Source organism: Martelella lutilitoris (assembly GCF_016598595.1).
GTDB classification, from domain to species: Bacteria; Pseudomonadota; Alphaproteobacteria; order Rhizobiales; family Rhizobiaceae; genus Martelella; species Martelella lutilitoris_A.
In genome coordinates this window covers 3,307,636-3,320,580 of record NZ_CP066786.1, presented here as the reverse complement: position 1 = coordinate 3,320,580, position 12,945 = coordinate 3,307,636, and the positions used below count along the sequence as shown (strand labels likewise).

The window sequence follows — 12,945 nt, the reverse complement described above, 5'->3', positions numbered from 1 at the left end:
GAAAAGGAGGAGTTTATGGCCGTTTCACGTAGAAAATTTCTGACCACCACGGGCGGACTGGCGCTGGCCGCCGGCCTGCCGCTGCCGGCCCTTGCCCAGGACCGCAGCATCCGCCATTTCTGGTGGGGCAATCCCGAGCGCGACAGGCGGACCTTTGAGGTGATCGAGGTCTTTGACAAGAACCATCCTGGCATTTCCGTGTCGGGCGAGACCATCGGCTGGGGCGACTACTGGACCAAGATGGCCACCCAGACCGCGGGCCGCAACATGGCCGACCTGGTGCAGATGGACTACCGCTTCCTGTTCGAATATGTGCGTCGCGGCGCGCTGCAGGAGCTCGATCCCTTCATCGGCAACGGCCTTGATCTCTCGAATTTCGACAAGGGGCCGCTGCAGGGCGGCATGGTCGACGGCAAGCTTTACGCCCTCAATATCGGCTCCAACAGCCAGGTTTTCGTCTACAACGAGACGATCTTCGAGGAAGCCGGTGTTGCCGACACGGATGTGATCAACTGGACCTGGGACCAGTTCGCCGATGTCTGCAAGACGATCACCGAGGCGACCGGCGGCAAGGTCAAGGGCTCCGACGACTGCTCGGTGGTTCTCGAAGTCTGCGAAGTCTGGATCCGTCAGAACGGCAGCAGTTTCTTCGGGCCCGAGGGCGACGTCACCGTCACGCCGGATATCATCGCGGATTACTGGCAGTTCTGGCGCGATCTGAGAGACGCCGGCGTCCTTCGCTCCGCAGACAAGTCGCTTGATGCCAACCTGCCGATGTCCGACGTCGGCATCGTCGCAGGCGATACCGCGATCTCCAATTTCTGGTCGAACCAGATCGTCGGCGTTCAGGCGCTGATGCAGGACCCGGTCGGCGCCGCCATGGTGCCGCACAAGGAAGGCGGCGATCCCGGCCAGTTCATCAAGCCTTCGATGTTCATGAGCCTGACGCGCGACAGCGAGGATCCGGAAGCCGCGATCATGTACATGAACGACTGGATCAACAATCCGGAGGCGACCAAGATCCTCGGCCTGGAACGCGGTATCCCGGCCAATCCGGACGTCCGTGCGGCGCTGGCGCCCGACTTCACGCCGGCCGAAAAGGTCTCGGTGGATTACTTCAACGCCATCCAGGACAAGGTCGGCCCGCTGCCGCCGCCCGAGCCGAAGGGCGCCGGCGAAGTGCGCGATGCCTTCATCCGCGCCGCCACCAATGTGGTGCTCGGCGACATCGCGCCGCAGCAGGCGGCCGAAGTGTTCGTTGACGATGCCCAGGCGATCATCGATCGCGCCCGCTGATCAAGGACCGGTCCCCGCTTTGCGTCGGGGACCGGCTCTTCACGTCTGAAAGAGTGGTTCGATGAAGAATACGAAAGCGCGCAACGCTTCCGGGTACATGTTCCTGGCGCCCTGGCTGATCGGGTTCTTCCTGCTCGCCATCGGTCCGATCCTGGTCTCGCTCTATCTGTCATTCACGCGCTATGACATGGTCGGCGACCCGCGCTGGACCGGGCTCGACAATTACATCTACATGTTCACCCGCGACCGCCGGTTCTGGAAGACGCTGGAAGTCACCTTCCATTATGTGGTCTTCGCCGTTCCGCTCCGGCTGATCATGGCGCTCGGCGTCGCCATGCTGCTCGACAAGGGGCTCAGGACGATCGGACTATATCGCGCGATCTTTTACCTGCCGTCTCTGCTCGGCGCGTCCATCGCGATTGCGATCCTGTGGCGGCAGCTGTTTTCGATCGACGGCGTGGTCAACCAGGTGCTGGCCGTCTTCGGCATTCAGGGCATCGGCTGGATCACCAATCCCTCAACCTCGATCTACACGTTGATCGTGCTGGCGATCTGGCAGTTCGGCGCGCCGATGCTGATCTTCCTGGCAGGGCTGCGCGGCATTCCGAAGGATCTTTACGAGGCGGCGGATATCGACGGGACGCCGCGCTTCCGCAAGTTCTACGCCATCACCCTGCCGATGCTGGCGCCGGTCGTATTCTTCAATCTGGTGCTGCAGATCATCGAGGCGTTCAAGATCTTCTCGCCCGCCTTCATCATCTCGAACGGCACTGGCGGGCCGGCCGACAGCCTTCTGGTCTACACCGTCTATCTCTTCAACGAGGCCTTCAAGTTCTTCCGCATGGGCTATGCCTCGGCGCTTGCCTGGGTGCTGCTGGTGATCATCGGCCTGTTCACCGCGCTTGCCTTCGCGACCTCGAAATATTGGGTGCATTATGAAAATGAACGCGACTGAGGCCGCGCTGGCCGAGACGGAACTGGAGGCCGAGCGCGACGAGGCGGCCCGCGTCGCGCATGAATACCGGCTGGCGAAGAACAAGCGGGCGCGGCGGGCGCGGCTGTTCAAGCATATCTTCCTGATCGTGTTCTCGTTCATCATGCTCTATCCGCTGCTCTGGCTTCTGGCGTCTTCGCTGAAGCCGGAAAACGAGATCTTCGGAAGCCTCGGCCTCTGGCCGTCAACCTTCAACTGGAGCAACTACACCGGAGGATGGGAGGCGCTGCCCGTTTCCTTCTCGATCTTCTACCGCAACTCGACCATCGTCACGGTGCTGTCGGTCCTCGGTAACCTGTTTTCCTGCTCTTTCGCGGCCTATGCCTTCGCGCGGCTGGAATTCACCGGAAAACGGCTGTTCTTCGGGCTGATGATGATGACGCTGATGATCCCCTATCACGTCGTCCTGATCCCCCAATATGTGATGTTTCTGAAGCTCGGCTGGGTCGATACCTACCTGCCGCTGATCGTGCCGCGCTTCCTGGCGTCCGACGGCTTCTTCATTTTCCTGATGGTGCAGTTTTTCCGGCAGATCCCGCGCGAGCTTGACGAGGCGGCGCAGATCGATGGCTGTTCGGCCTTCAAGATTTACTGGGCCGTGATCCTGCCGCTGTCGCTGCCGGCGCTGGCAACATCGGCCATCTTCTCGATGATCTGGGTCTGGGAGGACTTCCTGGCGCCGCTGATCTATCTGAATGACATCAAGAACTACACCGTGCCGCTGGCGCTCAGGCTGTTCATCGACCAGGAGGGCAAGTCCGCCTTCGGGCAGATGTTCGCCATGTCGGTGCTGTCGCTGGTGCCGGTGGTGATCTTCTTCATCGCCTTCCAGAAACTCATCGTTCGCGGCATCGCGACATCGGGCATGAAGTAAGTGGGAGCTGAACAAAATGGCTGAACTCAAACTCAGAAAAGTCGGCAAGTCCTACGGCACGCTGTCGGTGATGCACGACCTCAACCTGGAAATCCATGACGGCGAGTTCCTCGTCCTCGTGGGCCCCTCGGGCTGCGGGAAGTCGACGCTCCTGCGCATGATCGCGGGTCTTGAGGAGATTACCGATGGCACGATTGCCATCAACGGCAAGGTGGTGAATGACCTTCCCGCCTCCAAGCGCGAGCTTTCCATGGTGTTCCAGTCCTATGCGCTCTATCCGCATATGAGTGTCAGGAAGAACCTCGCCTTCGGTCTGCAGAACCTGAAGATGGACCGCGCCGAGATCGATCGCCGCGTCGACGAGGCGGCGCGCATCCTGCAGATCGAGCCGCTTATGGCCAGAAAACCGCGCCAGCTCTCCGGCGGACAGAAACAGCGTGTCGCGATCGGTCGCTCGATCGTGCGCGAACCGCAGCTCTTCCTCTTCGACGAGCCTCTGTCGAACCTCGATGCCGAGCTTCGTGTGCAGATGCGCGTCGAACTGGCAAGCCTTTACGAGCGGCTGAAGACGACGATGATCTATGTGACCCATGACCAGGTGGAGGCGATGACGCTTGCGACCCGGATCGTGGTGCTGCGCGCCGGCAAGATCGAACAGGTCGGGACACCGGAAGAACTCTACACGAGACCCGCAAACCTTTTCGTCGCCGGCTTTATCGGTTCGCCGAAGATCAACATGATCGAGGCGACGGTTACTGGCTCCGGCTCCGAACGCAGGCTTGATCTCGATGATTTCGGAACCCATCCGCTGCCGCCGGGGCTTTCCGAAGACCATGGCCGCGTCACGGTCTGCGTGCGGCCTGAGGCGATCAAGCCGGAGAGCGGCGCGATCCAGACAGAGGGGCGGGTGCGCATCATCGAATATCTCGGTAGCGAAACCATCGTTCACGTCGATCTTCCATCCGGCAAGACGCTTATTTTCCAGACCCATCAGATGGAAAGGCATCGCGTCGGCGAGACGGTCCGCGTCGGTTTCGATCCGGGCGATCAGCATCTCTTCGATGCGGACGGCCAGCGCATCAACACTGAGGAGGCGCTCTTCGTCTGATAGCCGACATGCCGGGCTGGCCCGACCCGGCTGCGGAAGATGGTCACCGGCTCGCTGCCCGGCGCATGCGAGGCTTCGGAGGCGAGTCTTCTTCCGCAGGTTGAGGTATTTTGTCGCTGCACGGTCTCTGAGGCTAGGCAGGGGGACAGGTAGACACTAAAAGCTCTGCGTCCCCGAATTGACAAAAGGCATTGCCCGGCATTGCGACGAGCGGCATTGGACGGATGCGACAGGTGGTGGAGGACTTGCAGTGAAAGACAACAGGCCGAAAACGGAGAATGTGGCCGCCGTCCTTAAGGTTTTTGCGGTGCTGGAGACGCTGGCGGAAAGCCGCAGCGCCGCCCTGGCAGAGATCGCCCATTGCGCCATGACCTCGAAAAGCACCACGCACCGCCTGCTGCATACGATGATGGAGCTCGGCTATGTGGCGCAGGATGAAGACAGCGAACGCTACGAACTGACGCCGCGCCTGTTCAGCCTCGCCGCCCAGACGATGAAAAGCCAGGCCGACATCCTGCGCGTTGCCGACAAGGCCATGGGCCGGCTGTCGCGCGCCACGGGGGAATCGATCAATCTCGGCATCCTCGACGGGCGCGAGCAGCGCGTCGTCTATATCCACCAGTATGATTCAACCTACAGCCTGTCGATGAACTCCACGCTCGGCAAACGCAATCCGTTGCATTCGACCTCGCTTGGCAAGGCGCTTCTTGCCTTCCGCGACGACGAGGAGATCGCGGAAAGGCTGGCGGAAATGCAGATGGAAGTGACCGCCCCCAACACGATAACCGACAAGGCGGTGCTGCGCGAGGAGCTCCTCGCGGTCCGCGCCGGCGGCTATGCGGAGGAGATCGAGGAGAGCGAGGCGGGCGTGCGCTGCATCGCCGCACCTGTGCTCAACCATGTGGGCAAGTCGATTGCGGCAATCAGCATCGCCTTCCCGCTTTTTCGCTTCGACGAGGCCCGCAAGGATGACTATGTCGCGCTCTTGAAAACGGCGACCCATGACGTCTCGCAGGCACTCGGTTACGTCGCCGAAAGCGCCTGACGCCATTCAGGCGAGCGGGGGCTTCGCTCCCGCTCCTGCCGGCATTGCCCTACAGGTATTGCCGGAGATATTCGCTGAGGCAGAACATCGCCATCGCCTGGCCGTAGGGCATGGAGGTAAGCTTGATCTCCCGGTAGTGGTCGAGGTCCGCGCCGATCGCGGTGCCGAAGGAGACGTTCAGCAACTCGCCGTCATCGCTGATATTGTCGACCACGCCCTTGACGGCGCGTTCTGCCGTTTCGAGGTATTCCGGGCCGATCAGGCGCATCCGCACGCCTTTCAGGAGGCCGTAGGCAAAGCCAGCGGCGGCTGACGCTTCCTCATAGCTTTCAGGATCGTCGATCAGCGTGTGCCAGAGGCCCGACGGGGCCTGTGTCTCCTTCAGCATGCGCGCCTGGCGACGATAGGTGGCGATCAGGTGGCGGGCGACCGGATCGCTTTCCGGAAGCGTGAGCATGTCGATAAATTCGGGAATGGCGATGGTCACCCAGCTGTTGCCGCGCGCCCAGAGCGCATTGGCGAAGCTGTGGTTCCCGTCAAAGGTCCAGCCGTGATACCAGAGCCCGGTCTTGCGGTCGGCAAGATACTGGGTGTGGATCAGGAACTGGTATTTCGCCTCCTCGATATAGTCGGGCCGGTCGAGCACGAGACCGATCTTGGCGAGCGGCAGCACGGTCATCATCAGCGTGTCGTCCCACATCTGCTGGTGGTTGACCGAATTGTAGACGATGTGCTGGATGCCGCCGTCCTCGGTTCTCGGCATGTCATGCATCACCCATTCGGCCCAGCTCTCCAGGTAGGGACGCCAGACCGGATTTCTCGTTTCTTCGTAAAGATGGGCGAGCGTGAGGAAGGGCGCGACCGTATTGACGTTGCGCGTCGGCGTGCCCTCGGCCAGACGATCGGAGAACCAGCGGGTGATGATGTCGAGCGCCAGCGCGCTGCCGGTCATCTCCCGGTATTTCAGCAGGCCGTAAAGGCCGATGCCGTGGGTCCATTCCCAGCCGGCCCAGCCCTTGGTGTCGATCACCCGACCGTCCTCCAGCCTCAGCAGGAATTCGCCTGTCTCGTCCTTGATGTTGACGAGATTGTCGGCAAGCTTTTCGATCAGCGCGCAGACCGCGTCGCGCTCGATGAAGTGTTCCTTGCGCCGAAGAAGCGGATCCATTCAGTCCTCCCGGATTTCACATGCCTCATTCCCTCGCCTCACAGAGCATAATTGGCCGGAGGCGGCAACGCCGCAGCGCCTGAAATGCGTCCTGCGAAGAACAAAAAGACCGGGCGCATCCCGTCTGCGCCCGGCAAGTCATGCAGGAGGATGGAAGAGGCGCTTCAGGTTTCGACGCTCGGATAGTCCTTGCCGCGCCAGTGTTGCAGCTTTGCGGCCATTTCCCGCTGGAACGACAGCGGGCCGCTCCTGTTCATATAGGGTTCGTCATAGATGCCGATGAAGAGCGTCAGGTTGAGGAAGAAATGCGCGCCCATCTCGAACAGCGCCTGATAGTCATGGTTGACCAGCGCCTCCCGCTCTTCATGGGTCAGGCTGTGCACCGTCGAGGCTTCCACGTCATTGCCCAGAAGCTTCGGGCCGATCGACTGTTCCCAGGTGGCGACGAAGGTGCGCGGTTCGTCGATATAGCGCTGCAAGAGTTCCGGGTCGCGGTCGACCGTATAGAGGAACTTGTTGACGTAATATTTGCTCATGCCGCGGCCTCCTTGGGATACCAGGTGAAATAGGCTTCCATGGTGTGGAACAGGTCGAGATTGTCGACATAGTCCGCCCCTTCCGGGCCGGCCACGCCAAGCATCAGGATGAAGTTCAGGAAGCCATGGGTGGCATTGCCGCTCTGGGCCATGCTCTCATGGGTGACGTTTTCGAGAATAGCGTCGATATCGCCGCTCTTCAGCCATTCGATCGCCTGCCGGTCGAATTCCGGATCCGGCCCCGTTTCCATGAATTGGCGCGGGCCGCCGAGCTCGAGCGACAGATGCCCCGTGCCGATCGCGGCGACGCGTTTGTCGGACGGGTAGTCGTCGATCGCCTTGCGGATCGCGCGGCCGACTTCATAGAACCGCTTCGGGGTGTGCAGGGGCGGCGCGAAGATGTTTGTGTAGATCGGCACGACCGGCAGATCATTCTGCGGCCTGACGGTGATGATCGGGCAGATGATCGAATGGTCGATCTTCAGCTCGTTGGAAAAGGCGAAATCGAAGTTCTGGTTCATCAGGTGCTGGTGCATGAAGCGCGACATGGGCTCGTCGCCCTCAAGCACATATTTCGGAATGCCGAATTCGCGCTCTTCGTTATAGAAGGTCGCGTCATAACGCTCCGCCTTGCCGATCAGGAATTGCGGGCAGTTGTCGAGGAAGATCTGGTGGAAATGATCGGAGCCGATCATCACAAGAACATCCGGTTCCGCCTTTGCCAGCGTCTCCCGGTAAGCCTCGATCTTGCGCTTCCATGTCGGCGCCTCGGGCATTTGTTGTTCGGGCGGCGCCGTGGTCGCCTTCAGATAGAAGGGATGGTGGGTCGACGCCAGTGTTGCAACGAGTTTTGCCAATGCTCTCTCCTCTTGCGGATGTCCTCTCGCGCCCGCGCGCCCTCAATCAAGGGTTATCGCGGGTGCCATTTCCTCGTTTCCGGCCGGGCCTCAGTCGCCGAACAGCGAGCGGGCAATCCCGGCCTTTTCGAAAATGTAGTCGCGGCTTTTTTCCAGTTCGCCGCGCAGATGGGCGATGTCCGCGCCGACGAGCTTGCCCTGCCATTTGCGCACCTTGCCCGCCACCAGCACGCTGTCGACATTCGAGCGCTCCATCAGGGTGACGACCGTGCCGGGCACATTATTGAGCGGCGCGACATTGAGCGCCTCGGCGTCGAGCAGGATGATGTCGGCATCCTTGCCCGGCGTCAGCGAGCCGGTGCGGCGGTCGAGCTTCAGACCCTCCGCGCCGCCTATCGTGGCCGCGCGGATCGCCTGGCGGGCGGTCAGAAGGGCGGGGTACTCCTCGCCCGCCAGCGCCTTTTCATTGGCGAACATGCGCTGCATGGTGACCATGGCGCGCATCTGGGTGAAGAAATCCGCGGTCATCGTGCATTCCACGTCGGTGGAGAGCGAAAGGCTCATGCCATAGTCGATGGCCTTCTGGATTGGCGGCGTGCCGTGGCGCATCTGCATCTCGATCGGCACGGACAGCGAGATATGGGCCCCGGCGTCGCGGGCATATTTCCAGCCGTCATCCGACATGCCGGTCATGTGGATGAAGATATTGTCCTCGCCGAACGCGCCGTTTGCGCCAAGCCCGTCGAAGGTCGGCTGCATGCCGAACGTGCCGACGACGTGGAGGGCGATCGGCAGGTCGAGGTCGCGCCCGACCTTCCAGGATTGCTCGTGGAAGGGCAGGTAGATCTCGCCGCCCATGATCATGGTCAGCAACTGGTCATCGGAGGAGAAATACTGCTCGCGCAGCCGCGCCGCGTCGCCCGGATATTGCGCGTCATCGCCCCAGCCCTCGAAATAGCCGAAGACGGAACGGCGGCCCGAATCCTTCAGCGCCGAGACCACGGCATCCGAATGGGCGGGAGAGTGGTGGATCTGGCTCACATCCATCACCGTCGTCACCCCGGCATCGAGCTGCGACAGCGCGCCGAAGAGTTCGTTGATGTAGACATCCTCCGGTCGGTAGACGAGGGAGAAGGACTGCAGCACGGTCTCGTAGTAATTCTGGGCGTTCGCCGGCAGGCCGTCATTGATGAGGATGGCGTTTGCGAGCTGGCCGCGCAGCGCGGTCTCGAACTGATGGTGATGCGTGTCGATGAAGCCGGGCATGACGATCTTGCCGGAAGCATCGATGACGATGGCGTCATCCGCCGAAATGGTCTCGGCAATCTCGATGATGCGCGATCCCTCGATCAGGATATCGCCCTTCTCGAAGTCGCCGACGCTGTCATCCATGGAGAGGATGATGCCGTTCTTGATCAGCGTGCGCTGGCCTTCACGGCCGCATGCTTCCGGTACACCCTCGGCAACAGGCGTGGCGTACGCCGATACGCCCATGCCGCCGCCCGTGGGTCCGAAGTTCGGGTAGGGCAGATGGCGTCTGGAAATGTCACAAAGCCTGCACATGGTTTCTCCTCCCTTGAACCTGCGCGGAAAACCTGTCCCTCGGTCAGGTTCCCATTGTCGATTGCAGAACCGGATACCGGCTCATGGCATGCGCGATATGCGATGCCGCTTCCCTGAGCGCGGGCAGTCGTTCCGCGATCATGCTTTCGGGCGTCACCATGCCGGTGTAGCCCGAGGTGTTAAGCGCCGCGATCGTGCGGCCTTCGAAATTCCTGATGGGAACCGCAAGCGCGGTGATGCCGTAGTCGAGCTGGTCGACGGTCGTCGCATAACCATCCGCGCGGACGGCCATGATCTTTTCGCGCAGGACAACGGGGTCGGTGACCGTCTTGGAGGTCAGCGCCTCAAGCTTGGCGGTCTGAAGATAATGTTCCAGCGCTTCGTCGGACTGTCCGGCGAGAAGCACGCGGCCGAGCGAGGTGGCGCCTGCCGGATAGCGCGCGCCGATGACGGCGGCGGCGCGGCGGGCGCGCTGCACAGAGACATGGGCGACATAGATCACATGATCGCCGTCCAGCGTGCCCACAGAAGACGCGTCGCCGAACTGTTCGACCAGCGCCCTCAGATTGGGCTGCAGCACCTCGTCGATATGAGCGGAGAAATAGAAGGCCGAACTCAGCGTCATCACCTTGGGACGCAGGTGAAAATGCTTGTTGGTCTGGCCGACATAGCCGAGCGTCTGCAGCGTGATCAGGCTGCGGCGGGCGGCTGCCGGCGAAAGGCCGACGCGGCGCGCCACCTCGCTCAGCGTCATCTCGGAATGGGCGGCGTCGAAGCATTCGAGGATCGCAAGCCCCTTGGCAAGCGCCTCCACGAATTCGGCAGGCCTGTCGCTGTCTTCGACGAATTTCAGAATTTCAGCCACGTCAGTTTTCCTCAAGAACAAGATCCCTAAGGCGCCAGAGTGGGTGAGCCGCTTAATGAAAACAAGGCTCATTCCCTCCGTACGGGACCTGATCTTCCTCCCGATGAAGGCGGCTTGCCGATCCTCCTGACCGGGCATTGCGCTTTCAACTTGACGCTAGACTAATTGCTCTCTACGATTTCGGCAAGAGGAAATTATTTCGCATACCGAAAAGGGAGTTTGTTGTGCGAATTGGAAAACAAGACGGCGCCTTCACTGCAATTGCTGAATCCGATGCAGACAGCATCACCGTGCGCGGCCATGACCTGTGCAACGAACTGATCGGCAAAATCGATTTCAGCGACTATTTCTGGCTGCTCGTGACCGGTGAAAAGCCGAATGCCGCCCAGCGCCGCATGATGGATTCCTGCCTTGTCGCCATTGCCGAGCATGGTCTCGTCCCCAGCGTCCAGGCCGCGCGCATGACGCTTGCCGCGGGGCCCGATGCCTGGCAGGGCGCGATGGCGGCCGGCATTCTCGGCATGGGCAGCGTGGTCGCCGGCTCTTCCGAACAGGCCGGTCGTTTTCTCGTATCCGTTGTCGAAGCGGCCGACCGGATTGACGGCGACATTGAGAAGGCGGCGACGGAGGCCGTGACCCAGCTCAAGGCCGAACGCCAGAAGGTGCCGGGCCTTGGCCATCCCCAGCATTCGGCCGGTGATCCGCGTGCCAACAGGCTGCTTGCGATCGCCGACGAGGAGGGCATTGCCGGCCGCTATATCGAAGCGCTTCGCGTGCTTGCGGATGTCGCGCCGAAGATCGTCAACCGTCCGCTGCCAATCAATGTGTCCGGCGCCATCCCGGCAACAATCCTTGATGCCGGCTGGCCGGTCGACGCGTTGAAGGCGGTGCCGATCCTCGCCCGCACAGCCGGTCTTTCCGCGCACCTTCTGGAAGAGAGCCGGCGTTCCATCGGTTTCATCATGTCGCACAAGGCGGATCTTGCGATCGAATATGACGGCGAGAAACCCAAGAACATGAACGCGGAATAGGGAGAAGCCGAGTGGTCAAGATTCTCAAGAATATCAGGGTTGTCGAACTCGGCACCTATATCACCGGGCCGGCCGCCGCCATGCATCTCGGCGATCTCGGCGCCGATGTGATCAAGGTGGAGCGTCCGGGAGCAGGCGATCCCTTCCGCGCCTTCAAAGGCGGTCTCTATTCGCCGCATTACCAGACCTATAATCGCAACAAGCGTTCGATCGCGATCGATACCAAGGAACCGGACGAACTGGCGTTTCTGCGTGATCTCGTCTCGACAGCCGATGTTTTCATCCAGAACTTCAGGCCCGGCGTTGCCGAACGTCTGGGCGTTGGCGAAGCTGACCTGCGCAAGGTCAAACCCGATCTGATCTATTGCGCGATTTCCGGTTTCGGCCAGTCGGGCCCGGCGCGCGACCGCCCGGCCTTTGATACCGTGGCCCAGGCGGCCAGCGGTTTCCTGCGGCTTGTGACGCCGCCGACCAATCCGCGGGTCATCGGCCCCGCGATTGCCGACGCGCTCACCGGGCAATATGCGGCGATGGCGATTCTCGCCGCGCTTCTGGAGCGCGCAAGCACCGGCAAGGGCCGCCGCATCGATATCTCGATGCTGGAGGCCATGACCCATTTCAACCTCGACAGCTTCACGCATTATTTCGCCGTGGATGAGATCATGGGCCCGCTCTCTCGGCCGACCGTTTCGCAGAGCTACACATTCGAGTGTTCGGACGGCAAATGGGTGGCGATCCACATGTCCTCGCCGGCGAAATTCTGGGAAGGGCTGTTGAAGGCGACAGGGCAGGAGCAGCTTGCCGACGACCCCCGTTTTGCCGAGCGGCTGGAGCGCATCCAGCATCAGGACGACCTCATCGAGATCCTGACGCCCGTCTTCAAGTCGATGACGCGCGACGCATGGTGCGAAAAGCTGCTTGAGGAAGGGGTACCCCACGCGCCGGCCTATGATTCCGATGAAGCGCTCGATGATCCGCAGGCGCAGCATCTGAAGATCGCCGTCGAGATGGATCACCCCGAAAAGGGGAAGACCAAGACGGTGCGACCGCCCTACAGCTTCGACGAGCAGGTTGAGACAGACATTGTCGCGCCGCCATTGCTTGACCAACACGGTGCGGAAATACGCGCCGAGATTGCCCGCCGCAAGGCGGGCTGACGCGCGCATTTCGTCGCGGACAGAGGGAGGAGGTGACCGGCATGCAAGAGACAGAAGAGACGGTTCCGGCAGCAGCCGTGATGGAGGCCAGCAAGGCCATGCTGCAGAAAAAACTGTTCGCCATCTTCACCGAAGCGACCAACGGCATGGGGCCGGTTTTTGAAAACATGGAGGCCCATCTCGCCTATCAGGTCGGGCTGGAACGGGACGGCGTGCTCTATGCCGCAGGCCCGCTGTTCTCCGATGACGGCGAGCGCTGGGCAGGCGAGGGCATGGTGGTCATCCGCGCCGAAAGCGTGGAGGCGGCAACGGAGATCGCGCGCAACGACCCCATGCACAAGGCCGGAGCGCGGCGTTTCAGGGTGCGCCCCTGGATGATCAACGAGGGCCGGGTTTCCGTCCGGCTCGACTATTCGACGCAGACATTCGTGATCGACTGAACGCATCTTTC

The 12,945-nt window shown here is 61.5% G+C and carries 13 protein-coding genes; 8 read left to right on the top strand and 5 right to left on the bottom strand.

Annotated features, from left to right (window positions below; translation table 11 throughout):
• The first annotated feature begins 15 nt into the window (after positions 1-15).
• The 5 genes from JET14_RS15955 (at position 16) to kdgR (ending at position 5,317) form a co-directional block, all read left to right on the top strand.
• The gene (locus JET14_RS15955; protein ID WP_200334767.1) at positions 16-1,296 is read left to right on the top strand and encodes an ABC transporter substrate-binding protein; all 1,281 of its coding nucleotides are present in this window, start codon (positions 16-18) and stop codon (positions 1,294-1,296) included.
• A 61-nt stretch (positions 1,297-1,357) separates the two neighbouring features.
• A complete protein-coding gene (locus tag JET14_RS15950) occupies positions 1,358-2,251 on the top strand; it encodes a carbohydrate ABC transporter permease (protein ID WP_200334765.1) in 894 nt (297 codons plus the stop codon).
• 142 nt (positions 2,252-2,393) lie between these two features.
• Complete coding sequence (locus JET14_RS15945) at positions 2,394-3,164, top strand: carbohydrate ABC transporter permease (RefSeq protein WP_246414095.1); 771 nt, start codon at positions 2,394-2,396, stop codon at positions 3,162-3,164.
• 16 nt (positions 3,165-3,180) lie between these two features.
• On the top strand, positions 3,181-4,272 hold the full coding sequence (locus JET14_RS15940; RefSeq protein WP_138748120.1) for an ABC transporter ATP-binding protein: 1,092 nt from the start codon (positions 3,181-3,183) through the stop codon (positions 4,270-4,272).
• 250 nt (positions 4,273-4,522) lie between these two features.
• Positions 4,523-5,317 (top strand): DNA-binding transcriptional regulator KdgR, encoded by a 795-nt coding sequence (gene kdgR / locus JET14_RS15935; protein WP_200334762.1) that lies wholly within the window; start codon positions 4,523-4,525, stop codon positions 5,315-5,317.
• 49 nt (positions 5,318-5,366) lie between these two features.
• Here the strand turns inward: kdgR and JET14_RS15930 are convergent, their stop codons facing one another.
• From JET14_RS15930 to JET14_RS15910, 5 genes are all read right to left on the bottom strand, one after another.
• Positions 5,367-6,485 carry a glycoside hydrolase family 88/105 protein gene (locus JET14_RS15930; protein WP_200334761.1) on the bottom strand — a complete coding sequence of 373 codons (1,119 nt, stop codon included), beginning with the start codon at positions 6,483-6,485 and terminating at the stop codon, positions 5,367-5,369.
• A 164-nt stretch (positions 6,486-6,649) separates the two neighbouring features.
• Positions 6,650-7,021 carry a hypothetical protein gene (locus tag JET14_RS15925; RefSeq protein WP_200334760.1) on the bottom strand — a complete coding sequence of 124 codons (372 nt, stop codon included), beginning with the start codon at positions 7,019-7,021 and terminating at the stop codon, positions 6,650-6,652.
• Positions 7,018-7,878 (bottom strand): extradiol ring-cleavage dioxygenase, encoded by an 861-nt coding sequence (locus tag JET14_RS15920; RefSeq protein WP_200334759.1) that lies wholly within the window; start codon positions 7,876-7,878, stop codon positions 7,018-7,020. The genes JET14_RS15925 and JET14_RS15920 overlap by 4 nt, the downstream gene beginning before the upstream one ends.
• A 90-nt stretch (positions 7,879-7,968) precedes the next feature.
• Positions 7,969-9,441 (bottom strand): amidohydrolase family protein, encoded by a 1,473-nt coding sequence (locus JET14_RS15915; RefSeq protein ID WP_200334758.1) that lies wholly within the window; start codon positions 9,439-9,441, stop codon positions 7,969-7,971.
• Between the two features lie 43 nt (positions 9,442-9,484).
• Entirely contained in the window at positions 9,485-10,306 is an 822-nt protein-coding gene (locus tag JET14_RS15910) for an IclR family transcriptional regulator domain-containing protein (protein ID WP_246750347.1), read from the bottom strand.
• A 224-nt stretch (positions 10,307-10,530) separates the two neighbouring features.
• Here JET14_RS15910 and JET14_RS15905 point away from each other — a divergent pair, with 224 nt between their 5' ends.
• The 3 genes from JET14_RS15905 to JET14_RS15895 are packed head-to-tail and all read left to right on the top strand — an operon-like array spanning position 10,531 to position 12,934.
• Complete coding sequence (locus JET14_RS15905) at positions 10,531-11,337, top strand: citryl-CoA lyase (protein WP_200334754.1); 807 nt, start codon at positions 10,531-10,533, stop codon at positions 11,335-11,337.
• An 11-nt stretch (positions 11,338-11,348) separates the two neighbouring features.
• On the top strand, positions 11,349-12,494 hold the full coding sequence (locus JET14_RS15900) for a CaiB/BaiF CoA transferase family protein (RefSeq protein ID WP_200334752.1): 1,146 nt from the start codon (positions 11,349-11,351) through the stop codon (positions 12,492-12,494).
• 41 nt (positions 12,495-12,535) lie between these two features.
• Entirely contained in the window at positions 12,536-12,934 is a 399-nt protein-coding gene (locus JET14_RS15895; RefSeq protein WP_246750346.1) for a YciI family protein, read from the top strand.
• Positions 12,935-12,945 lie beyond the last annotated feature (11 nt).

Bases quoted from the DNA above. Each gene is read 5' to 3' on its own strand.
- JET14_RS15895 (WP_246750346.1), top strand. From the start codon at position 12,536: ATGCAAGAGACAGAAGAGACGGTTCCGGCAGCAGCCGTGATGGAGGCC.
- JET14_RS15945 (WP_246414095.1), top strand. From the start codon at position 2,394: ATGCTCTATCCGCTGCTCTGGCTTCTGGCGTCTTCGCTGAAGCCGGAA.
- JET14_RS15915 (WP_200334758.1), bottom strand. From the start codon at position 9,441: ATGTGCAGGCTTTGTGACATTTCCAGACGCCATCTGCCCTACCCGAAC.
- JET14_RS15925 (WP_200334760.1), bottom strand. From the start codon at position 7,021: ATGAGCAAATATTACGTCAACAAGTTCCTCTATACGGTCGACCGCGAC.
- JET14_RS15955 (WP_200334767.1), top strand. From the start codon at position 16: ATGGCCGTTTCACGTAGAAAATTTCTGACCACCACGGGCGGACTGGCG.
- JET14_RS15940 (WP_138748120.1), top strand. From the start codon at position 3,181: ATGGCTGAACTCAAACTCAGAAAAGTCGGCAAGTCCTACGGCACGCTG.
- JET14_RS15950 (WP_200334765.1), top strand. From the start codon at position 1,358: ATGAAGAATACGAAAGCGCGCAACGCTTCCGGGTACATGTTCCTGGCG.
- JET14_RS15930 (WP_200334761.1), bottom strand. From the start codon at position 6,485: ATGGATCCGCTTCTTCGGCGCAAGGAACACTTCATCGAGCGCGACGCG.